Here is a 22,826-nt window from a genome sequence, read left to right as displayed (position 1 = left end):
ATGAGCGATACCACGAATCACTTCAAGCTCGGCCTGTTCATCATAATAGGCTCGCTGCTCTTCATCGCAACGGCCACCATCCTGGGCGCCGGAGCCTTCTGGCGCGAGGACACCCTACCTGCCGAGACGTACTTCAACGAGTCCGTGCAGGGGCTGGACGTGGGCGCGCCGGTCAAGTTCCGCGGCGTCCAGATCGGCCGAGTCAAGAGCATCGGCTTCATCAATCAGCGCTACAAAGACCCTACAGGCACCACAGGCCGCTACGTGCTCGTGACCATGGAGCTTTCCGAAAGGACCATGGAGGACTTCCTCAACGAGCGGGACGTCGACACCACCATTCCCAAGCTCGTGGACCAAGGCCTGCGCGTGCGTATGACCACACAGGGCCTTACCGGCGTAGGCTACCTGGAGGTCAACTTCTTCGACCCCAAGAACAACCCGGAGCTGCCGCTGAGCTGGGTGCCTGAAACGATCTATTTCCCCTCGGCTCCTTCAACTCTGAGCCGGATCGAGAGCGCGTTCGACTCCATCGCTCAGCTCTTCAAGAAGCTTGAGGGCACGAACTTCCAGTCCCTGGTCAACACCATCAACAGCTTCATGAAGAACCTGGACAAGGCGCTGCAGGAAGCGAACGTGAAGACCCTGGGCGAGCTTGTGGGGCAGAACCTCTCGGAGCTGCGCGCTATCCTGACGCGCGTGCACGATCTTCTGAACGCACCGCAGGCCGAAACGCTGATCCCGGACGCCTCGGCCAGCGCAGCCGCCGCACGCCGCATTCTGGAGGAAAACGAGCCCGGCCTGCGCAAGGTCGTGGCCAACGCCCGGGACGCCGCGGCCAAGTTCGACCGCGCCGCCACCAGCCTGGACAAGTTCCTGTCCAACCCGAACCTGCAGAAAGGTGCGGACAAGCTGCCGGATACACTCAAGAACGTGGAAGAGACTTCCCGCGAGATCCACAGGGCCGCCGTGCAGCTCAAGCGGCTGCTGCGCTCCCTGGACGACCTGGTGGCCGACGAGCGGGGCGATGTCTCCGAAATCGTGCAGGACCTCAAGAGCGTGCTCCGCAACCTGGACGAGCTCACCGGCGATGTGAAGCAGAACCCCTCGCGGCTCATCTTCGGCACCCCGCCGCCGGCCGTGCCCCAGGAGGATAAATAATGACCAGCGCCGCCACCCGTCCGGGACTGCGCCTGCTCCTCGCACTGCTGGCCGTGTCGCTTCTGGCCGCCGGATGCATGCAGGGGCTCTCGCAGCCCAGCCCCAAGAAACGCTACTACACGCTGAACCCGCAACGCGATGCTGCGCCGCTTCTGGCACAGCCCGCCGCCGGGCGGCTCAAGGTCCGACGGCTTGCGGTCGCCGCCAGCTTCGACACGCAGGAGCTCGTGTACAAGCTCAAGGGCGGCGGATTCGTCACGGACTACTACCACCTCTTCCTGGCGGCCCCCGGGGACCAGGCGGCCCAGGCCCTGACGCGCTGGATTCGGGACGCCGGCATCTTCGAGACGGTGCTCTCCCCGACCAGCAGCACGAACAGCCCGTATATCCTGGAGACGAGCATCGACGAGCTCTATGCGGACTACGACGCCAGCCCGTCCAAGGCTGTGGTGCGGCTCCACGCAATCCTCCTTCATGATACCGGCTTGAAGTACGACGTGGTCATGGACCGTACCTACGACAGCGCCACGGAGCTTCGCGGCTCGGATGCGGCCGACGCCGTGGCCGGCATGGAAGCCGGGCTTGCCTCCATGTTCGGAGCGTTGGAGCAGGATCTCGCCACAGCCCTTGCCACGCAGGAGCAGAACTAGCGCGCTTTACCTTTCGGAATAACAGATAGGAAACGGCCGCGGACCATTGCAGTCTGCGGCCGTTTTTTGTTTTAGCAATGCGCCCTCAGGCGCTTCGTCTGAAGATATCGGCGGGACGGGCAGGAGGTGTTGTCCTACTCGGCCATGCACACCCTGTCGCGGCCTTCCAGCTTGGCGCGGTACAACGCCTTGTCCGAGCTGGAGAGGAGATCGGCGGGCGAGGACATCTCCGAGGGCCTGCCCGTGGCCGCGCCCAGACTCACGCTGACGATGCCCGTGGCCGAATCCTGGTGCTCGATGCCCAGCTCGCGCACCCGCTCCCGGATGTTCTCGGCAATGCGCATGGCTCCTGCCGCGTCGGTTTCCGGCAGCACCAGCACGAACTCTTCGCCGCCATAGCGCGCCACCAGGTCGCGGGGGCGCTTGACCTCCCGCTTGAGGCATTGCGCCACCCGGGTCAGGCAGGAGTCGCCCTTGAGGTGGCCGTAGCGGTCGTTGTACGCCTTGAAGATGTCGATATCGAGCATGAGCACGGACATGACGGCGCCGTCGCGTTTTGCGCTGCGCCACTCCTTGTCGTAGACGTCGTCGAACCGCCGGCGGTTGGCCACGCCGGTCAGGCCGTCCAGGTTGGAAAGCTCCTGGAACGTGCGCGTGAGGTTTTCCAGTTCCTGCTCGCGCGCCTTGCGTATGTCCATCTCCTGCTTGAGCCGGAGCACGGAGCCCACCCGCGCGATGAGCTCGATCTGCCGCACGGGCTTGTTGATGTAGTCGGTCGCGCCCACCTCGAAGGCCTTCTCCAGATTGGCCTCGTCCTCGCTGGCCGTAACCATGATCACCGGGATGTCCTTGAGAAGGGGATCGTCCTTGATGCGCCGCGTGGCCTCGATGCCGTCGACGCCCGGCATGGTGATGTCCATGAGGATGCAATCGAAGTCCGGGTCACTTTGCGTCGAACCACCCAGGTCGAGCGCCTGGAACGCCTCTTTGGCCACACGCGCCATCACCAGATTGGTGTACCCGGCCTGACGCAAAATGGTTTCCAGCAACATCCGCGCCGTATCGGAATCGTCCACAATAAGAATTCGCTTGGATTCTCTGGTTTGAAAGTTTGTCATGAGTTCGTATGCTGCATGCTGCTCCGGTAACACGTTATGCGAATATCCGATCAGACGGGAAGCGCCGTGCGCTTTTCCGCCCGGAATTTGATGCGGGTTGCTTTACCGCCGATTCAACCTTAACAATTTTTCAGGCGTGTGTGTCAAGAAAATGGATGGTTGTGATTGCGTTTTCCCACTTGGCCCAGCCCGCCCCATGCGCTAGGGTGTCCCCTTCCGCCTATTTCTATTGGAGCTCTCATGGCCAAAGCAAGAAACTACCTCATGTGGAACATGACGCGGAAATGCAACTTCCGTTGTCATTACTGCTACTACCCGCACAATCCCGGCCCTGTGACCGAAAACCTGCCCCTGGACAAGCTCACCGCCTTCCTGGACGGCACCGGTCGCGAGTGGGTTGTGGGCATGACCGGAGGCGAGCCCTTCCTGTATCCCGATTTCGTAGGGCTGTGCCGCACCCTGACCGAGAACCACAAGATCTCTGTGGACACCAACCTGAGCCTCTCCCGCGAGGTGGAACGCTTTGCCCGCGAGCTAGACCCCCAGCGCGTGCACGACCTCTACGTCTCCCTGCATGTGGAGGAACGCGAGCGCCGCGGCGGCATGGACGCCTTTGTGCGCAACGTGAACGAGCTCACGGACCGGGGCTTCTACGTGGTCGTCAACTACGTGCTCCACCCGGACCTGATGGACCGCTACGCCGAGGACCGCGACCGTCTGGCCGAGCAGGGCGTTGTCATCACGCCCCGGCCCTTCAAGGGCGAGCACGAGGGCCGCGAGTACCCGGCCGCCTACTCTCCGGAGGCCAAGGCTTACTTCAGCGACCACCCGGACGCTGGCAAGAAGACCGTGTTCGACTTCTGCGGCGTGCTCTGCAACGGCGGCCGCAGCTTTGTCCGCATGGAACCGGACGGCACGGTATACCGCTGCGCTGGCGAAAAGACCGTGATGGGCAACCTGCTGACCGGCATCGAGCTCTACGACGAGCCCATGCCCTGCAGGGCGCGGCGCTGCCCCTGCCTGGGCCCGAACCACGTGGTGCTCTCGGCCGGGGAGAGCTGTCAGTTCGAAGGCATCAAGAAGGCCAACGTGGGCGATGTGGAGACGGCGCGAAACCTGTACGAGCAGGCTCTTGCGGCCGACCCGGCCATGTCCACGGCGCGCATCAACCAGGCCATGATCCTGTGGGAGACTGGCGCCGAGAACGCAGCTGCCGAGGCCGAGGATGCCTTCCGCCAGGCCTTTGCCGACGATCCCCTGGACCCGTACGCCGCCGGCAACCTGGCCGCGGCCCTGGCCCTGCGCGGCGAGAAGGAGCCGGCCCGCGCCGTGGTCGCGGAGTTCATGGCATCGGACGCGCACAAGCTGGACAAACGCTTTCTGGAAACGCTGCAGAAGTCGCTGGAAAACGGCGCGGGCTCGATCGCAGCCGGCTGGCCACGCTCCACCACGGCCATCCTGCCCAGAGTGCAGCGCACCGTGACGCCTGTGCTCAAGAAGTCGTCGTGATTGTGGTGGAGGGAAGCCCGCCTGCCGGGTTCCACCGACCCCCATGAGAATGCAAAAGAGCCCCGTCTTCGCGGGGCTTTTTCATGAGGAACACCCGGTGCTCACCGGCTTCAACAGATCGTACGCAGCTAAATCAAAGCCTCAACGCCTTTCCTATCCACGACATCCAGGAGACGGGAAGCCATTCCCCCAGGCTTTTTTGTGCCTTGTTCCCATTTCTGCACTGTCGTTGTGCTGGTATTCAACACAACAGCAAACACAGCCTGGCTCATCTTAGATTTATTCCGAATGCGCTTGATGTCCTCAGCGCTGAACGTTGGTACTTTTGGAAGGCATAGAGCATCTATCTGGCGCATGGTAATATCATCCATGGCGCCGACATTATGAAGGCTACGGGCCATATCGTGCGCATTATCAAGTATCTTGCTCATCTAAGACGACCTCCTTAAAGCCCTCACTTTGAAGAAGCTGTATGACTTGTTCATCTGTGGTTGTAAAAAACGATTGCGCAGCAATCTGCAAGGCTACTGCTTCCTTGCTGCTAATATTTCTTTTTTCATTTTTTGCAAATCCATGCAGAAAAATTATCCGATTTGTATTTTTTCCACAATAGCCTATAAGAGTTCTATATCCCCCACGCTTTCCCTGTCCCGCACGTGCAATTCTTTTCTTGAACAGACCGCCGCCGAGATCAGCCTCGACCTGGCCGGTGACAACCTCCTTGGCAGCCTGGGTTAAAATCTCGTCGGTCATCTTTTCTTTGCGCGCCCACCGAGCGAACCATTTATTCATGAATACGCGCATGGACTGTCTATAGTACTCAGTACCATAGACGTCAACCCGCATCCCCTTCAACCAGCTACCAGAGCGAAGACAGCGCCCTACAAATCGTTCCGCCGCGCCTTCTCCACCAGCAGACGCCGGATCACGGTCCGGGCTGCCTCCTCTATTGGGTACTTTTGCGCGGTTGCGCGGCCCTGGGCGGCCATGGCGGCGCGCTCCTCGGGGTGGTTCAGCCACCACGCAGCCTTGTCCACCAGCTGGTTGGCGAAGAAGGCGGCGTAGTCCCGGCCCTCCACGAACGGGTGAGGGTCGGCGGCCGTTTCCGAGAGGGTGAAGCGGCCGTTGGTCAGGTACTCGAAGAGCCGCGGGGACTCGAAGGTCGCGCCGTGGTCGAAGTGGATGTTCAAGGCAATTCGTGCGCTGGCCAGGGCCTTGCCCTTCTTGGCCTTCCACACGCCCTGGCTCTCCGGATACACGGACCAGCGCTTGGCAATGGCCTCCAGCAGCGCGTCCCGTCGGCCATCCACGCCCTCCAGCGCGCCGATGAACACGAAGTCGTACTCCGGCTCGGCCTGCGCGTCCGGCTCGCACTCCGGGTAGCGCATCTCGTCAAAGCTGCCGTACGGCAGCCAGACAATGTGCTGATAGCGTTTCGCCAAAAACCGCGCCGTGTTGCGGTGCCACTCGAAGATCACGTCGTACTCGGGCGCGAACTCCTGGAAAATCTCGTAGCGCTCCTGGCCAAAGGTGTACGCCCCGGCCTCTGGCGTGGGGAACTGCTCGGTCTGCACGGCGGCGAAGATGTAGCGGTCGTGGTTCTTCAGTCTGCCGCGGTACTTGTGCGGGCCGATGACCAGAAAGGCGTCGAGGTCGCCGTGATCCGCGTAGTCGATGTTCGTGAGCGCGCGGGCCTCGAACCCCTCGGCCTGGATGGCGCGGGTCATGGCATCCCGGTACGGGACGAAGTACTTGCGCTCCGCCACGACGCCCACGGAGAGCGCGGCCTGGGGGACCAGCATCATGCCAGCTCCGCCGCCCGGGCCAGCCCGGCCACGTCGCCGCTCATCAGCAGGTGGACATTGGCGCGGACCGTGTCCAAAGGCCAGTCCCACCAGCGGATGGAGAGCAGCGTCTCGATGTCCGCGTCGGAGAAGCGCTTCTTGACCACGCGGGCCGGGTTGCCGGCGACAACGGCGTATGGCGGCACATCCTTGCTGACCACCGCGCCTGCGCCGACCACGGCGCCGTCGCCGATGGTGACGCCGCCCAGCAGCAGGGAGTCCTGCCCGATCCAGACGTCGTTGCCGATGACCAGGTCGCCCTTGTGCACGGGGTGGCCGGTCAGCTCCTGCGCCTCGGGCCAGTCGTGGAAAAGCAGATTGAAGGGGTAGGTGGAGACGTGCTCCAGGTTGTGGCCCACGATCACGGCGCGGACGTTCTCGGCAATGGAGCAGAACCGGCCTACGATGACGCGCGCACCCGAGCCGCTGATCTCGATCTCGCCGTAGCTGTGCTCGCCGGCGGTCAGGCGGGTGTCGTGCTCGGCTATGTCGCTCAGGTACGGAACCTTGACCATGAGCCGGCCCCCCTTTCGCGGAATCAGCCGTCTTTGCGGACGATGTGGAAAATCTGCTTGCGGATGGAGTACGCCATATTCTCATCGTCGGGCAGCGGGTTGACCTTCCAGCCAGGGCCCAGACGATCGTGCGCCCACTCCAGAAAGTAGAAATGGTCGCCGCGGCAGTACTCCCCGCCGTATGTTTCCCGGAGCTCTTCCCAGATCTGCTCCAGCGGCGGCGCACCCTTGAGCCCGGCCAGATGCCGCTCCGGCACGAAGACCGGCCGCACGGAGATGATCAGCTCCTTGCCAACAGCGCGCACCGCAGCGTCGAATTGGTCCACGGCGCGCCCCTCGCGCACGGAGTTGTTGCCGATGATGTCGATGAAAAAGACCATCTCGTGCTGTGCGCCGTTTCGGGTAAAGAAGCTGCCCTCGCGAAACTCTGCGCCCGGGCAGTTGTGCTTCTCGCCCAGTATCCGCGCTATTTCCAACGATTCCGGTATGATGTCCTCTCCGACTACGTGCTTTGCACCGCGTTTGAGAGCAAGGTATGTGTAGTAGCCGACGTTGCAGCCCAGATCGAGGATTTCCTTGCCGCTCACGTCCACCAGCAGGAAGTCCTTGGTGTTGGGGTCGCCCGTGCCTTCAATGGAGCCGGTGGTGAGCACCTGCTCCACCTCCTCCACCGGACGCCAGAGGTCGGGGTGGGAGATGCTGGAAATAAGTGCTTCGAGTCGTTGTTGCTGGTCTGCCGCGTTCATGGTCGCCATCGGTGTTCAGGTTGAGGGGATTATCGGCCAATCTCGATGGCTATGAGAAAGGGCCAGTTAAGTCAAGCAGACCTCTGATTGAAGGAATTGTCTCCAGACGGTAGACATCCGGCCGGCATTCCTTATAGAGTCCCCCCGTTCCACCGGAACGAGCCCCCCCGAGAGCGGCGGCTCCGGAACGGACACCCAAATACAACTGCGCGATACCCAATGCCCCCGTCCACCTACAACATCCTCATGTACTCCCATGACACCTACGGTCTGGGACACATCCGGCGCACCATGGCCATCGCGTCCCACCTGCTGGGGCCGGGGGTCAACATCCTCATCCTCACGGGCTCGCCTATCGTGGGCCGCTTCACCTTTCCGGAGGGCGTGGACTTTGTCCGCATCCCGGGCATGATCAAGAAGTCGAACTCCGTCTACGTGCCCCACTCCATCAAGGTGAACGCCAAGCACGCCCTGCACATCCGGCGCAACATCATCACGGCCACGGCGCGAGCTTTCGATCCCAAGCTGTTCATCGTGGACAAGGTGCCGCTGGGCCTCAAGGGCGAGGTGGAGCCCACCCTGCGCTGGTTCAAGAAGACCCGGCCCAACACCAAGGTGATCCTCGGCCTGCGCGACATCCTGGACGACGCCGAGTCCACCATCCAGGAGTGGGTGCAGCGGGAGTACTACCGCGCTCTGGAAGAACTCTACTCCGAAATATGGGTCTACGGCACGCAGCAGGTCTACGACCCCATCACCGAGTACGAGATTCCCGAGGCTATCAGCCGCAAGATGATCTTTACCGGATACATCCCCCGCGCCGTTCCGCCCAAGCACTTTGGCAAGCGGCTGGAGCGGAACGACGACCGCTGCAAGGTGGTGGTCACCACGGGCGGCGGCGGCGACGGCTACCCGGTGCTGGACGCCTACCTGCGCATGCTGGAGAACCACCCGGACGCCCCGCTTCGCTCCACCATGATCTCCGGGCCGTTCCTGCCACCGGACATGCGCGACGAGATCGCCGTGCGAGCCCGCGCCCTGGGCGTGCTCTTCACCGGCTTCTCCCGCAAGATAGAGAAGGAGATGGCCAAGGCGGACGTCATCGTCTCCATGGGCGGCTACAACACGGTCTGCGAGACGCTCTCCCTGCGCAAGCCATCGCTGATCATCCCCAGGGAATCTCCACGCATGGAGCAGCGCATCCGCGCCCAGGTGCTCTCCGACCGCGGGCTGACGCGCTACCTGCCCTGGAGCGAGCTGGACCCCGAATCCCTGTACGCGTCGGTCATGGACACCATTGAGGCGCAGGAGCCCATGCGCCGCGCCATCCAGGACTTCCCCATGACCGGGCTCGAGGTCATGCGCTCCCGGCTCTCCACCTTCCGCAGGGAAGAGGCATGAGCACGCGCTCCGGGAAGCAGGAAAAACAGGGACGGCAGCTGGGCCTCGTGCTCAAAGGCTACCCCAGAATCTCCGAGACGTTCATCGCCAACGAGATCCGCCTTCTCGAAGAGCTCGGTTTCGACATCCACATCATCTCCATGCGCAAGCCGCGGGAGAGCTTCACCCACGATTGCGTCAAGCGCATCCGCGCCAAGGTGAGCTATTTGCCGGAGCATCTGTACCGCAATCTGCCCAGATTTCTGTACCATAATATTCTGCAGTACCTGCGTGACCCCAAGCGCTACCGCGCCGGCCTGAAGCTGATGCGCGAGCGCCTGCGCGACACCAGCAGCCCCAAGGCCACGGTCAGGCATCTGCTCCAGGCCGGCTACCTGGTGCACAAGTTCCTGCCGCGCACGGACATCGGCCACCTGCACGCGCACTTCGCCCACTCGCCCACGTCCGTTGCGCAGTTCGCCTCGCTCTTGTCCGGGCTGAACTTCAGCTTCACGGCCCACGCCAAGGACATCTACACGCAGCTCCCGGAGCGCGTGGCCCAGAAGATGGCCCGCGCCGCCTTCGTGGTCACCTGCACGCAGTACAACCGCCGCTGCCTGGAAACCATCGCCGCCGACCACGGCTTTGCGGACAAGACTGTGGCCTGCGTCTACCACGGCATCGACCTCACGCTCTTCTCGGCCAACGGTCGCCAGCCCGGAACCGAGCCGCCCTACTCCCTGCTCACGGTGGCGCGGTTCGTACCCAAGAAGGGCCTGACCACTATTATCGACGCCCTGGAAGCCTTGGCCGCCGACGGCGTGGCCTTCACCTGGACCCTGGTCGGCGACGGCGAGATGAAGGGCGCGCTGCAAAAGCGCCTGGAGGCTTCGCCCATCAAGGACCGCGTGGTCCTGGCCGGAACCCTGGCCCACCACGATGTGCTGGAGCTGTACGAAAAGGCGGACTGCTTTGTGCTGGGCTGCCGCATCGCCACCAACGGCGACCGCGACGGCATCCCCAACGTGGTTGCCGAGGCCATGGCCATGGGCGTTCCTGTGGCCGCCACCACGGTCTCCGGCATCCCGGAGCTTGTGGAGCACGAGTCCACCGGCCTGCTCTGCAATCCCGAGGACCCCGGCGCCCTGGCCGCCAACCTGCGCCGGCTGCTCACGGACGCGGAGCTGCGCGCGCGGATCATCCCCGCGGCCCGCGCCAAGGTCGAGGAAGTCTTCGACAATACCAAGGAAATCCGAGAGCTTGCGCGCATCTACCGCACCTATGCCCACGTGGGGGAAGGGCTGGACTTCAATATTCCCCTGAGCCCGCATCCCGAGGACCCGTGCGAGCTGGACGAAAGCACCGGCGCGGCGTCCGAGGCCACGGGCGACGGTGCGCACGAGCGGCCGTCCGCGTAGGAGGGCCGTGCCATGCGCCTCGCCTTCTACACTCCCTTTGTCCCGCTGAACCACCCCAAGCCGTCCGGGGACACGGCCATTGCCCGGTCCATCGTGGACTTTTTGCGCCGCCGTGGTCATACGGTGAGCGAGACCTCGCATTTTTCCTCCACCTGGCTGTGGCTGCGGCCGTGGAAGCTGCCCGGATTGCTCAAGGCCCGGCGCGAGTTCCGGCAGGCGTTGCAGGAAAACAATCCGGACGCCGTGCTCGTCTACCACAGCTACTACCGCGCGCCCGATCTTCTGAGCCCGCTTGCTGCGGCGCAGGGGCTGCCGGTCTTCCACTTCGGCTCGGCCTACGCCTCCCGCCGGCGCAAGAGCCTGCGCACACGGCCCGGCTATGAGCTGAACCTCAAGAGCCTGCGGCTGGCCGCCCACTGCTTCACCCTCAAGCGGCCGGAGTACGAGAACCTGCTGCGCATCATGGAGCCGGAGCGCGTCACCTACATCCGCCCGGGCATCGAGACCCAGCGCTTCACTCCGGACGACGACGCCAGGCTGCTCCTGCGCGTGCGTTGGAACGTGCCGGCGGAGACGCCCCTCATCCTCACCGTGGCCATGCTGCGGCCCGGCACCAAGAGCGAAGGCGTGGTGCAGGCGCTGCGCGCCCTGGCCCGGCTGCACACGGACGGCGTGGACTTCCGCTACGTGGTCGTGGGCGACGGCCCGGAGCAAAGCGCCCTGCGCCACATGGCGGACGAGCTCATCCCCGGCAAGGCGCGCTTCATCGGCCGCATCGCCTCGGTGGAGCTGCCCGCGGTCTACTCCGCCTCCGACTGCTACGCCTTTCCCGGCATCAACGAGGGCCTGGGCATGGCCTACCTGGAGGCGCAGTGCGCCGGCCTGCCCGCCGTGGGCTGGGACCGCTGGGGCGCGGCCGAGTGCATCGTCCACGGCGAGACCGGCTTCGTCACCCCGGCGTGGGACACAAACGCCTTTGCCGACGCCATCCAGACCCTGGCCACCGATCCGGCCACACGTTTGAAGATGGGACGCGCTGCGCGAAAGCACGTGCTGGCCGGGCACGACCGCGACCGCAACTACGTGCGCATGGAGCGCGTCATGGAATCGCACCTGGGAGGCGGCCGCACCGAGGGCCACGCCGCAGTCACCCAATCCGCCGCCCCGGAGATCACCCAATGAGCGCCGCCCGCACCCTGTTCGGCCTCATGCGCCACGCCCAGACCGAGTGGAACCGCGACAAGATCATTCAGGGCCAGAGCGAGTCCATCCTTACGCCGGAGGGCCGGGAGGCCGCCAAGGGATGGGGCCGCGCACTGGCCGGCCGCGGCTACCAGCGCATCATCGCCAGCGACCTGCTCCGCACGCGGAACACCGCCGCCCTGGTCAACGAGACGTTGCAGCTGCCTGTAGAGTACGATTCCCGCCTGCGCGAGCAGGACTGGGGGCGCTGGGTGGGCAGCACCGTGCGCGAACTGCGCGAGAAAGACCCGGCCGCGGTGGCGTATCAGGAAGCCATGGGCTGGGAGTTCCGGCCGCCCGGCGGCGAGAACCGGTTGGAGCTGCTGGAGCGCTCCATGAATGCCCTGCTGGACGCGGCGGAACGATACCTCGGCGAACGCATCCTGGTGGTCTGCCACGGCGGCGTGCTCAAGGCCGTCACCCACCACCTGCTGGCCATGGAGTTTCTGCCCGAGGAGGGCAACCCGCTGATGCCGTACCACCTGCACCGCGTGGCTGCGGCGGGCGGAGTGCTCACCCTGGAAAAGCTCAACGAGCCGCTTACATGAGGATCTGCTCACATGAGAGTCCTTCACTATAGTCAGCACGTGCTCGGCGTGGGCCACTTCTTCCGCAGCTTGGCCCTGGCCCAGGCGCTGGAAGGCCACGAGGTGGTCATGGTCTCGGGCGGCTCGCCCGTGGACGTGGCCCTGCCCGGCCATGTGACGCACAGGCTGCTGCCGCCCTTGATGATGGATGCGGACTTCCAGGGTTTCATACCGGAAGAAAACGACCCCGAGGCCGAGAAGGCCCGGCTGGCGCGCATCGAGGACCAACGCCGCGCCGCGCTGCTCGATATTCTGGAGGAGACCCGGCCGGACGTCTTTGTGGTGGAGCTCTTCCCATTCGGCCGCAAGCGCTTTGCCTTTGAGCTGGTCCCGGCCCTGGAGCGGTTCCGGGCCATGGGTCGTGGCCCAGCCGTGTGCAGCGTGCGCGACATCCTGGTGGAGAAATCGAACCAGGCCAAGTTCGAGAAACGGGTGCTGGGCTGGATGAACGGCCTTTTCGACGGCCTGATGATCCACAGCGACCCGGAGCTGGTGCGCTTCGAGGAGACCTTCCCGCGGCTGGCGGAGATCGACGCCGAGGTGGGCTACACCGGCTATGTGGTGTCGGAGCCCGTGCCCGGCGCGGGCGCGGCCCTGCGCGCAGAGCTTTCCATTGCGCCGAAGGAGCCCTTTGTGGTGGCCAGCGCCGGCGGCGGCGCCGTGGGTGGCGATCTCGTGGCCTCTGCCGTGGCCGCCTCGGTCCGCCTCAGCGCCACGCTGCCCCACCGGCTGGACGCCTTTACCGGCCCGTTTGCCGAGGACACCGCCCTGGAGGCGCTCTGCTCCCTGAGCATTCCGGCCGGGGAAAGCGAGCCGGCCGGGCACATCCATTGCGCGCGCTTCACCGACCGCTTCCCGGCGTATCTGGACGCGGCCGATCTCTCCGTATCCATGGCCGGGTACAACACCACCATGGCGCTGCTGGCCGCGCGCACCTTCGGCCTGGTGCTGCCCTTTGACCAGAACCGCGAGCAGCGCATGCGCGCCGAGCGGCTGCAGGAACGCGGCGCACTGGCTGTTCTGGAAACAGCGGACCTGGAGCCGGACCGCCTGGCCGGGCTGATGGACGAGGCTCTGCGCCGCAGCCACGAGCGCGGCCCTGTGGATCACGGCATTCGGCTGGACGGCGCGGCCCAAAGCGCGCATTTTCTGGAGAGGCTGACCAACTCCTTCAAGGGGCGATCATGATCGTCAAATACGAGGTCTCCGCGCTGTGGCGCACGCCGCGTGACAGGACACGACTCGTTGAACGCATCGAGGACGCGGTGCGCCGCGGCCTGGCCATGCGGTCCGAAGAGTCAGACACCGCGGTTTTTTTCCGCGCCGACGACGTGGCCGTGCCGGGCGAGCGTTGCGCGCGGATGTTCGCCGTATTCCACAAGCACGCAGCCCCCCTGGACGCGGCTGTGACGCCGGCGTGGGCCACGGCCTTGCGCGCCGCAGGCCTGCTGGACATGGCGGGCGGCCCGGCGCGGGTGGACTTCCACACCCACGGCTGGCGGCATGTAAACCACGAGCCGCTGGAAATGCCTGGTCCAGACGGCAAGCGCCGCAAGAAGTGTGAATTCGGACCGGCGCGCGACCCGGAGCGGAAACGGCGCGACCTGGAACGCGGCATGGACCGGCTCCAGACTTTGTTCGCGGACTCGTTCATCCCGGTGTTCACGCCGCCGTGGAACCGCTGTGACGCCGAGGCGCTGGGCGACATCAAGGAGCTGGGCTACGCGGCCATCTCCCGCGATGATGGCGCTTCTCCAGCGGCTCCGGCCGGGCTCGATGATTTTCCCGTGCTGGTGGATCTGCACACCCGCCGCGAGGAGAACCCGGACGCCGGAATGGAAGCGCTGCTGGAGGAGCTGGCCCAGGGGCTGTCCCGGCCGGTGTGCGGTATCATGCTCCACCACCAGCGTATGAACGGAGTTGCGGCGGATTTCGTGGACGCCCTGCTCCATGTTCTCGCCGATTGCGAGGGGGTGCAAATAAGGGGATTGCGGGCTATTCTCAGCCGTTGATTTCCCTGCAGAGGCTTGATTTGGGTGTATAAGTCTGCGATAAACTAGAAGGCGTTTCCTCATATGTTCGAGCATGGTCCGCCGAGACCGTGCGCGAGATCACGCAAGCTGATCCGGTTCTCCGGAGTCGTCATAGCCGAAGGCCGAACCCGCATGCGGCAATGCTGGAGAAAGCATGAGTCCGACTGAACCCCACGCCGGCCATCCGGCCCCAAAAGGCGACGATTCCATCTCGCGCCAGATCGTTCTGCCGTGGGCCAAGTCGTTCGAGATCAGCTACAAGAACCTCAAGGTCCGCTTCTTCCGCTCCATGATCACGGTGCTCAGCCTGGTGCTGGCCGTGGCCTTTCTCAACTTTATCCTCACCACCACCGACCTTGCCCAGGGCTTTCTGAACACCGGCGGCGAGGAAGCGGTCAAGCAGCTCTCCGAAGCCGGTTTCGACGTGCACGAGACCGCCATGACCGTGGGCACCGGCGCCAAGGAGCGCTGGATCGTGATCCTCTCGCTGCTGGTCTGCACCGTGGGCATCGTCAATGCGCAGCTCATGTCCGTGACGGAACGCTTCCGCGAGATCGGCATCATGAAATGCCTGGGCGCGCTGGACTCTATCGTGCTGCGGCTCTTTCTTCTGGAGGCGGGAATGCAGGGGCTCGCCGGCTCCTTTGCCGGCGCGCTGCTCGGCTTTTTCTTTTCAGCGCTCAACGGGCTCGTACGCTTCGGCTGGGGCTCCGTGTCCGGGCTGAACCCGGCGGACGTGCTCGCATCCATGGGCATGTCCATCGGCGCGGGCCTGCTGCTCAGCCTGATCGGCGTCTTTTACCCGGCGGTGGTGGCGGCGCGCATGCAACCCGTGGTCGCCATGAGCGCGGAACATTAGGACGATACGGATACGATATGACTCGAAAAACGGGACACACCATAGTCCGCGTCCTGGGCGTGACCAAGAGCTTCCGCATGGGCAAGGTCGAGGTTCGCGCGCTCAAGGGCGTCGACCTCGAAATATTCGCCGGCGAGTACATCTCCATCATGGGCCCTTCCGGCTCGGGCAAGTCCACCCTCTTCAACATGATCGGCGGGCTGGACAAACCCTCGGACGGCAAGGTCTTCATCGACGAGGTGGATATCTCCCAGCTGGACGCCTACGAGCTGGCCTGGCTGCGCAACCGCAAGATCGGCTACATCTTCCAGACCTTCAATCTCATCCCGGTGATGACCGCGCTGGAAAACGTGACCCTGCCCATGACCTTTGCCGGCATGAACTCCGAGGTGGCGGCGGACAAGGGCATCGAGCTGCTCAAGCTCGTGGGCCTGGGCGAACGGTTCCAGCACAAACCGCTGGAGCTCTCCGGCGGCCAGCAGCAACGCGTGGCCGTCGCGCGATCCCTGGCCAACGATCCGGCCATCATCCTGGCCGACGAACCCACCGGCAACCTCGACCTCAAGACCGGCGAGGAGATCATCGACCTGCTCAAGACCCTGAGCCATGACCGCGGCGTCACCGTCATCTCGGCCACGCACGACTACAAGATGCTCAACGTCTCGGACCGCGTGGTCTGGATACGCGACGGCCGGGTGGACAAGGTGGAGCACCGCGCCGAGCTGGACATCACCGTGGGCGGCATCGGCATGGAAAGCCAGGAGGCTCGGCCCGTGGGGGACCAGACCGCCGGGTCGCAATCCACCGGGCCCAACACCACCGGGGAGGAAGGGGCCGGCGCATGATCGCAACGCGCTGTAGCCGCCTTGGCGCGGCAGTCTTCCTTGTGCTCGCCTGTCTACTCCAGGCCGCTCCGGCAGCGGCCCTGGACACGCGTCAGGTCATCGAGGAGCTTTCCTCCTACGGCGACCGCAGCGTGGGCAGCGTGGGCAGCGAAAAGGCCGCGGAGTACGTGGCCGACGCCTTTGAGCGGCTGGTGCCGGAGGCGACCTTCAAGGGCCTGGGCGAGGAAGGCGAAGGCCGCCTAGTGGACAGCCAGCCCTTCCGCATGCCTGTGCGCAAGCACGGCAGCAGCGAGATCGTGCTCCAGGGCTCGGGCAAGCGCGCAGACCTGCATCCGCTGGTGATGAACGCCATCGCCCCGGGCACCCTGCCAGCCGGAGAGCCGCCGCGCCACATCGTGTATGTGGGGCCCGGCGAGCTTGAGGACTTTGACGGCGCTGCGATCAAGGACGCCGTGGTGCTGATGGATCTGGACTCCGGCAAGAACTGGATGAACGCGGCGCTCCTGGGTGCGCGGGCGCTCATCTACCTGGACGATCCGAACATCACGGAGTCTGCCCCACGCTGGTTTTTCGAGGACAAGCTCGAGCTCACGCCCATTGATTTTCCGCGTTTCTGGATGCCCAAGCAGGACGCCATGGCGCTCTTCGGCCCCCTGGAGAAGAAAGGCGACCTGGGCATAACGGCCACGCTGACCAACGACATAGCCTGGACCGACGCCACGGCAGAGAACGTCTACTGCTTCATCCCGGGCAGCGACAAGAAGCTTGCCGAGCAGCTCGTCATCTTCGAGGCGTTCTACGACTCCACAGCCTATGTGCCCAGCGCATCGCCCGGCGCGGACGAGGCTGTCTCCATCGCCAGACTGCTGGACCTGGCCGAGCACTTCGGCAAGAACCCGCCCAAGCGCAACGTGCTGCTCCTGGCCACGGCCGGCCACAGCCAGGCCCAGGCCGGCATGCGCGAGTTCATCATGGCCCTGGAGCTACGCGGCCGCTACGCCCGCACCTACCAGCAGGACCTGCGCGAACGGGCCTCCAAAGCCTCGGCCGCGGTGAAGGCGCTGAAGCGGGGCGACCCCCTGGCCGCCGACGACGACGAGGCCGAACAGGCCGCGCGGGAGGCCATCAACCAGATCATCAAGACCCGCGTGGACAGAATTTCCACCCGACTCATGCAGCTCCGGCTGCAGGAGAAGGAATCGCTTGACCCCAAGCTGGTGGACTCGCTGGCCAAGCAACGTTCCAACCTGCGACAGCTTGGCTGGCTGGGCACATACAAGAACATCGACCCCGAAAGCCGTGAGCGGCTCCTGGAGATTCTGCCCGAGGCCCTGGCCGAGCAGCAGGCCGTCAGCCGCGACGCCAACCGCCAGATCCGCATGCAGCGCGCCTCCAGCAAGGTGCGCAGCCGGTTCGGCGGCATGGAGGTGGTGGCTTCCGTCTCCCTGCATCTTTCCAGCCACGGCGACGGCGTGGGTTCCTTTGACCAGGGCTGGCTCTACGACCTGCGCTCGGACGTGAACAACTCGCGGTCGTACTCCGACATCGACGACTACCTCATGGCGGCCAACGAGGAGTTGCTGGAAGACGGCGGCCCGGACCTGTACCGCGACACCCTGCGCCCCAGCCGGCTTCGCACCTGGCAGAGCTACCTGCCCGACCAGCCCGACCTGGCAGGCGAGGTGGCCACCATGGCCGGCATGCTGGGCCTGACCGTGGCCACGCTGCACGACGCCCGGCCCGACTGGGGCACGCCGTACGACACCATCGACCACGTGGACTTCGACTACCTGGGCAAGCAGGGTGTCGTGATCCGCCACATGGCCACGGCCCTGGCCGACGGCGACGTGCCCACCGGAGCGCCCCTGCCGCGCAAGGGCATCGCCATGCTCACGGGCCGCGCCAACCTGCTGCGCCAGGGCGAGCTCTTTCCGGACCTGCCGGCACGGGGCACCGTGGTGCTCTGCTACCAGGGCAGCTCCCGCTACTACGCCATGGTGGACACCATGGGCTACTTCGTCATCCCCGGCCTGGCGGACCGCAAGCACACCAACCACAAGGCCATCCTGGAGCCGTACCGATTCAACGACGACGGCCGGGTGCAGTGGGCCGTGGACAAGGCCCAGACCGGCCTGGACGCCTACCGCGTGAAGATGGTGCGCTCCTTCATGGAAACGGACCTGGTGCTCTTCACCTGCGCGCAGACCAACCTTTTCAACACGCTGGAGCCGCGCACCTTCAAGTTCATGACGCGCATCGACCTGTACGACGCGCGCACCGAGGCCGAGCCGCTGCGCTACTGGTACAGCCGGCTGGATACGTGGTCGTCCACCATCAACGCCATCTTCGTGGACCCGGGCGTGCCGTTCAAGGCCACTCTTTCCGACACGGTGCTCGGCCGCAAGATGATCCTGCTGAACTCCACGCCGGAAGATCCCAACGGCAAGGGCTTCCTCCCCGGCGAATGGCCCATCATTCCCTACACCGCCTACCAGGCGGCCAAGGACATGTGGAACCTGGTGACGCCGCGGCTGGAGAACCTGGAGGACAAGGGCATCGTGAACAACAGGCTGCGCGCGCTGATGGACGAGGGCCGCGCGGACCTGGAAAGGGCGGACAAGGCGCTCGCGGACAAGAAGTGGGACGTGTTCATGGAGAAGGCGCGCTCCTCCTGGGCCATGGCCACGCGCGTGTACAACGACGTGGACAAGACGCAGAAGGACGTGCTCGTGGGCGTGCTGTTCTACGTGGCGCTGTTCGCGCCGTTTGCCTACTGCATGGAGCGCCTGCTCTTCGGCTACGCCAACATCCACAAACGCATCGTGGCTTTCCTGGGCATCCTGGTGGCCATCATCGGCATCATCTACGCCATCCACCCGGCGTTCCAGCTCACCTACAGCCCCCTCGTGGTGATCATCGCCTTCTTCATCGTAGGGCTCTCGTTCCTTGTGTCGTGCATCATATTCTTCCGCTTCGAGCGGGAGATGACCGAGCTGCAGCGACGATCACGCCATCTGAAGACCTCGGAGATATCCAAGTTCGGGGCGTTCATGGCCGCCTTCGTCCTGGGCGTGTCCAACCTCAGGCGACGGCCCATCCGCACCGCGCTGACCACGGCCACGCTCATCATCCTCACCTTCACCATCATGAACTTCACGGCCGTGAAGTCCGTGCGGCAGCATTCGCGCACCATGTTCAGCAACACGGCGGCGTACGAAGGGTTGCTGATGAAGCGCGTGGGCTGGAAGGACCTGGCCCAGGAATCGCTCAACGCTGCGCGGGACATGTTCCACACCAAGGGGCTTGTGGCGCCGCGGGTGTGGTATGTGACGCCGCAGGACATCTCCCGGCCGCACCAGGTACCGGTGCACAAGGACAACAAGAGCTTCTCGGCGCGCGGGCTGGTGGGGCTGTCCGCGGTGGAGCCGCAGGTGAGCGGTCTGGACGCGACCCTGACGCGCGGCCGCTGGCTGAAGGAGGACGAGCGCAACGCCGTGGTCATTCCGGAGCGCATGGCGCAGATTCTGGGCGTGGACCTTGCCACGCCGGAAGGCCGTCGCGTGCAGATCTGGGGCATGGACTACGAGGTTGTCGGCTGCTTCGACTCCGCCGAGTACGAGAAGCACGTGGACCTGGACGGCGAACCCATCACCCCGGTGGTCTATCCCTCGGAGACGTTCCAGGACGTGGCCCAGGTGGAGGCGGACTCCTTCGAGTCCGGCGAGGACCTCGTCAGCTTCCAGGGCCGCTACGAGCATATTCCGGCCGAGCAGGTGGTCATCATGTACCACACCGCCCTGCTGGCCATCACCAAGGGCGGCGGCGGACTGGGCGGCGGCGGGCGTCTCAAGGCCATTGCTCTCAAGCCTTACAACGACAACAACCTGACCTCGCTGGGCCAGTGGCTCTCGGACCGCTTCGGCCTGATGCTCTTTGTGGGCGACAAAAACGGCACGGCCCTCTACTTTGCCGCGGACCAGATCTCCTACTCCGGCGTGCCCAACATCATCATCCCGCTGATCATCTCGGTGCTCATCGTGCTCAACACCATGATCGGCTCGGTGTACGAGCGCAAAGGCGAAATCGCGGTCTACACCTCGGTGGGGCTGGCGCCGTCGCACGTCTCGTTCCTGTTCGTGGCGGAGTCATTGGCCTTTGCCGTGATCAGCGTGGTGCTGGGCTATCTGGTGGCGCAGACCGCGGCCGAGTTCCTGGCCGGCACGCCCATCTGGGCGGGCATGACCGCCAACTACTCCTCCATGGCCGGCGTGGCCGCCATGATTCTGGTGATGGCTGTGGTGCTCATCTCGGTCATCTACCCCTCCAAGGTGGCGGCGAACATCGCCATTCCGGACGTGAACCGTTCCTGGACCATGCCCGATCCCAAGGGCAACGAGCTGACCGTGACCCTGCCTTTCCTGGTGAAGACCAGCGAGCTGGGCACGGCCGGCGGCTTCCTTTTGAACTACTACGAGGCGCACAAGGACATTTCGCACGGACTGTTCTCCTCGGCGGACATGAATTATCAGTTCACCTCCTCCGAGGACCTGCCCGCGTTTGCACGGGCCATGGCCAAGGACGATGACGTCTGCTTCACCCTGACCATGCGCACGTGGCTGGCGCCCTTCGACTTCGGCGTGCGCCAGCGTGTGACCCTGGTCTTCTGCCCGGCCGACGAGTACCCGGGCTTCCGGCAGATCAAGGTGCGCCTCTTCCGCGAGGCGGGCGAGCATTCCGTGTGGCGGAACCTCAGCAAGTCCTTCCTCAACGCCTTGCGCAAACAGCTTCTGGTCTGGCGCTCTCTGGAGGAAACGGCGCGCATGAGCTACGAGGAAGAGCTGCGGCACAAGCTGGAAGAAACACACGGCTGGCAACCCGAGCGCGGCTTCAGCGGTGAGGACTCATGACCCGGCCCATTCGACTGCGATCCTACCTGCTCGGCGCGGGCTTCGGCCTGGCCATTACGGCGGTCACCCCGTACTCCAACGCGTACCTGGGGGGCACGCCCCTGGGCGGCGGCCACTTCCCGCTCGCGCCGTTCTTCATCATCTCCTGGATGTTCCTGTTCTGCGCGGTGATTGCCCGGCTGTTCAAGGGCTACAAGCTGCTGACCGGCATGGAGATGCTCGTCACCTGGATACTCATGGTGGTGGTCTCCGGCATTTCCTACACCGGCTTGGCGCGCACGTTCTTCTTCAACATCACGGCGCCGTACTACTTTGCCAACGCGGCCAACCGCTGGCAGGAGGTGCTGCAGCCGCTGCTGCCTCATGGCTGGTACCCCTCGGACCCGGCCGCCATCGAGACTTTGTACAACGGCCTGCAGAACGGCAGGGACATGGGCGTCTTCGAGGTGCTTTCCCAGGTGCCGTGGGCCGTGTGGCTGCCGCCGCTCTTTACCTGGGGAGTGTTCATCCTCATCTGCTACGGCGTAATGCTCTGCCTGGTGAACCTTTTCGGCAACCAGTGGGTGGTCAACGAGCGGGTGAACTTCCCGCTGCTGCGACTGCCGCAGATGATGGCCGAGAGCTTTGACGAGGGAGCGTTCGGCAAGTTCCTGGGCAACAAGTACCTGCTGCTCGGGTTCATCCTGGTGGTGTTCCTGCACACGGTGAACGGGCTGAACTTCTACTACCCCACCATACCGCCGCTACCCACGCTGTTCATCGCCGGCTCCTACTTCCCCAAGTTCGGGCTCTTCTCCGGCTTCCATAAGCTGAAGATCTACATCTACCCGGCGTTCATCGGCTTCGCCTTCCTGACCACGCGACAGATATCCTTCAGCTTCTGGTTCTTCTTCCTGCTGGGTGGGCTGTCCTACGGCCTGTTCTCGGCCATGGGCATCCAGGTGCCGGCCGCAGCGCTGGGCACCACCTTCGGCCCCAGCCTGGCGCGGCCGGAAGAAGCGCAGGTCATCGGCGCCACGGTGGTCTTTTTCTTCTTCCTGGTCTGGCTGGGCAGGCAGCACTTCTACCACGTGATGCTGCGCGGCCTGGGCCTGCGGCGCAAGGCGGAGCGCGCCGAGGAAGGCACGCTGGACGAGCGCGGGCTGGACCAGCACTCGGCGGAGTGGTTCCCCTCGCCCATCGCCTTCTGGGGCGCGGTCGTGGGGTTGGCCGGGCTTTCGGTGTGGTGCTGGGTGTTCGGCATGCCGCCGCTGCCCGCCATTGTCACGCCCATCATCCTGTTCGCCTTCAGCATCGTGGCCAGCCGCGTGGTCTGCCAGGGCGGCATACCCTACTTCACGCTCACGGCCGCGCCGCTGGACGGGGCCCTGTCCATGTTCGGCTCCAAGTTCTTCGGCGGCGTGGGCCTGGTGGTGGCCATGGCCATGCAGAAGATGCTCTTCCTGGACCTGCGCGAATCGCTCATGCCGTCCCTGTTCCACGCCTCCAAGGTGAGCGAGGAAGTCAAGGCGCGGCGGCTGTTCTTCCTGGGGCTGGTGGCGGTGCTCGCGGCGGCCGTGGCGGTGAGCTTCCTTTCCATGCTCTTTCTGGCGCACAAGTACGGCATCCGCGACCTGCGGTTGGACTGGGCCTCGCGCACCACAGCCACGGTGTACGAAAACGTGCAGCGGCTCATCGAGGTGCCCACCGAGGGCTCGCGCTGGGTGATGAACTTCTCCATCATGGGAGCCGGGGTCATGCTCTTCCTGGTGCTCATGTACTACCGCTTCGTGTGGTGGCCCATCCACCCGCTGGGCTATCTCATGGCCTACAGCTCGGCCATGGACATCCTCTGGTTCAGCTTCTTCGTGGGCTGGCTGTGCAACCATCTCTGCCTGCACTACGGCGGCACCGAGCTGTTCCGCAAAGTGCGCAACGTGTTCCTGGGCTTCATCCTGGCCGACTTCCTTATGGGCGGCCTTTTTGCGATCATCGGCCTGATAACCGGCATGAGCTACCAGGTCTTCCCGGTGTAA

19 protein-coding genes are annotated in these 22,826 nt (G+C 64.6%); 13 read left to right on the top strand and 6 right to left on the bottom strand.

What is annotated here, in order from left to right:
* Both E8L03_RS00665 and E8L03_RS00660 read left to right on the top strand, forming a co-directional pair.
* Complete coding sequence (locus E8L03_RS00665) at positions 1-1,158, top strand: MlaD family protein (RefSeq protein WP_144304889.1); 1,158 nt, start codon at positions 1-3, stop codon at positions 1,156-1,158.
* Positions 1,158-1,808 carry an ABC-type transport auxiliary lipoprotein family protein gene (locus E8L03_RS00660; RefSeq protein WP_171266276.1) on the top strand — a complete coding sequence of 217 codons (651 nt, stop codon included), beginning with the start codon at positions 1,158-1,160 and terminating at the stop codon, positions 1,806-1,808. Before E8L03_RS00665 ends, E8L03_RS00660 begins: the two co-directional genes overlap by 1 nt.
* A gap of 134 nt (positions 1,809-1,942) precedes the next feature.
* Here E8L03_RS00660 and E8L03_RS00655 read toward each other — a convergent pair whose 3' ends face one another.
* Entirely contained in the window at positions 1,943-2,926 is a 984-nt protein-coding gene (locus E8L03_RS00655) for a GGDEF domain-containing response regulator (RefSeq protein WP_144304891.1), read from the bottom strand.
* Between the two features lie 240 nt (positions 2,927-3,166).
* Between E8L03_RS00655 and E8L03_RS00650 the strand changes: the two genes are divergently transcribed.
* Positions 3,167-4,435 (top strand): radical SAM protein, encoded by a 1,269-nt coding sequence (locus tag E8L03_RS00650; RefSeq protein WP_171266275.1) that lies wholly within the window; start codon positions 3,167-3,169, stop codon positions 4,433-4,435.
* Positions 4,436-4,563: 128 nt separating this feature from the next.
* Here E8L03_RS00650 and E8L03_RS00645 read toward each other — a convergent pair whose 3' ends face one another.
* From E8L03_RS00645 to E8L03_RS00625, 5 genes are all read right to left on the bottom strand, one after another.
* Positions 4,564-4,866, bottom strand: a complete 303-nt coding sequence (locus E8L03_RS00645) for a helix-turn-helix domain-containing protein (RefSeq protein ID WP_171266274.1) — start codon at positions 4,864-4,866, stop codon at positions 4,564-4,566.
* On the bottom strand, positions 4,850-5,227 hold the full coding sequence (locus tag E8L03_RS00640; protein ID WP_216367923.1) for a type II toxin-antitoxin system RelE/ParE family toxin: 378 nt from the start codon (positions 5,225-5,227) through the stop codon (positions 4,850-4,852). Before E8L03_RS00640 ends, E8L03_RS00645 begins: the two co-directional genes overlap by 17 nt.
* A gap of 89 nt (positions 5,228-5,316) precedes the next feature.
* Positions 5,317-6,240, bottom strand: coding sequence for a glycosyltransferase family protein (locus E8L03_RS00635; RefSeq protein WP_171266272.1), 924 nt, complete (start codon positions 6,238-6,240; stop codon positions 5,317-5,319).
* Positions 6,237-6,794, bottom strand: coding sequence for a CatB-related O-acetyltransferase (locus E8L03_RS21070; protein ID WP_144304896.1), 558 nt, complete (start codon positions 6,792-6,794; stop codon positions 6,237-6,239). The genes E8L03_RS00635 and E8L03_RS21070 overlap by 4 nt, the downstream gene beginning before the upstream one ends.
* Positions 6,795-6,817: 23 nt before the next feature.
* A complete protein-coding gene (locus E8L03_RS00625) occupies positions 6,818-7,540 on the bottom strand; it encodes a methyltransferase domain-containing protein (protein WP_171266271.1) in 723 nt (240 codons plus the stop codon).
* Between the two features lie 219 nt (positions 7,541-7,759).
* Here E8L03_RS00625 and E8L03_RS00620 point away from each other — a divergent pair, with 219 nt between their 5' ends.
* From E8L03_RS00620 to E8L03_RS00575, 10 genes are all read left to right on the top strand, one after another.
* A complete protein-coding gene (locus E8L03_RS00620; protein ID WP_144304898.1) occupies positions 7,760-8,941 on the top strand; it encodes a glycosyltransferase family protein in 1,182 nt (393 codons plus the stop codon).
* A complete protein-coding gene (locus E8L03_RS00615; protein ID WP_171266270.1) occupies positions 8,938-10,338 on the top strand; it encodes a glycosyltransferase family 4 protein in 1,401 nt (466 codons plus the stop codon). The genes E8L03_RS00620 and E8L03_RS00615 overlap by 4 nt, the downstream gene beginning before the upstream one ends.
* Positions 10,339-10,350: 12 nt before the next feature.
* Complete coding sequence (locus E8L03_RS00610) at positions 10,351-11,520, top strand: glycosyltransferase family 4 protein (protein WP_171266269.1); 1,170 nt, start codon at positions 10,351-10,353, stop codon at positions 11,518-11,520.
* Positions 11,517-12,128, top strand: coding sequence for a histidine phosphatase family protein (locus E8L03_RS00605; protein WP_244963616.1), 612 nt, complete (start codon positions 11,517-11,519; stop codon positions 12,126-12,128). Before E8L03_RS00610 ends, E8L03_RS00605 begins: the two co-directional genes overlap by 4 nt.
* Before the next feature lie 12 nt (positions 12,129-12,140).
* Positions 12,141-13,355 carry a glycosyltransferase family protein gene (locus E8L03_RS00600; RefSeq protein WP_144304901.1) on the top strand — a complete coding sequence of 405 codons (1,215 nt, stop codon included), beginning with the start codon at positions 12,141-12,143 and terminating at the stop codon, positions 13,353-13,355.
* Positions 13,352-14,179: a polysaccharide deacetylase family protein gene (locus E8L03_RS00595; RefSeq protein ID WP_171266268.1), complete on the top strand. Its 828-nt coding sequence runs from the start codon at positions 13,352-13,354 to the stop codon at positions 14,177-14,179. The genes E8L03_RS00600 and E8L03_RS00595 overlap by 4 nt, the downstream gene beginning before the upstream one ends.
* A 175-nt stretch (positions 14,180-14,354) precedes the next feature.
* Positions 14,355-15,059 carry an ABC transporter permease gene (locus tag E8L03_RS00590; RefSeq protein ID WP_171266267.1) on the top strand — a complete coding sequence of 235 codons (705 nt, stop codon included), beginning with the start codon at positions 14,355-14,357 and terminating at the stop codon, positions 15,057-15,059.
* 17 nt (positions 15,060-15,076) lie between these two features.
* On the top strand, positions 15,077-15,904 hold the full coding sequence (locus tag E8L03_RS00585) for an ABC transporter ATP-binding protein (RefSeq protein WP_144304904.1): 828 nt from the start codon (positions 15,077-15,079) through the stop codon (positions 15,902-15,904).
* Positions 15,901-20,811 (top strand): FtsX-like permease family protein, encoded by a 4,911-nt coding sequence (locus tag E8L03_RS00580; RefSeq protein WP_171266266.1) that lies wholly within the window; start codon positions 15,901-15,903, stop codon positions 20,809-20,811. The genes E8L03_RS00585 and E8L03_RS00580 overlap by 4 nt, the downstream gene beginning before the upstream one ends.
* Positions 20,808-22,826, top strand: coding sequence for a DUF6785 family protein (locus E8L03_RS00575; protein ID WP_144304906.1), 2,019 nt, complete (start codon positions 20,808-20,810; stop codon positions 22,824-22,826). The genes E8L03_RS00580 and E8L03_RS00575 overlap by 4 nt, the downstream gene beginning before the upstream one ends.

The sequence above is a fragment of the Oceanidesulfovibrio marinus genome (assembly GCF_013085545.1).
Classification (GTDB): domain Bacteria; phylum Desulfobacterota; class Desulfovibrionia; order Desulfovibrionales; family Desulfovibrionaceae; genus Oceanidesulfovibrio; species Oceanidesulfovibrio marinus.
The sequence above is the reverse complement of the archived record's forward strand: the minus strand, read 5'-3'. Positions and strand labels throughout refer to the sequence as shown.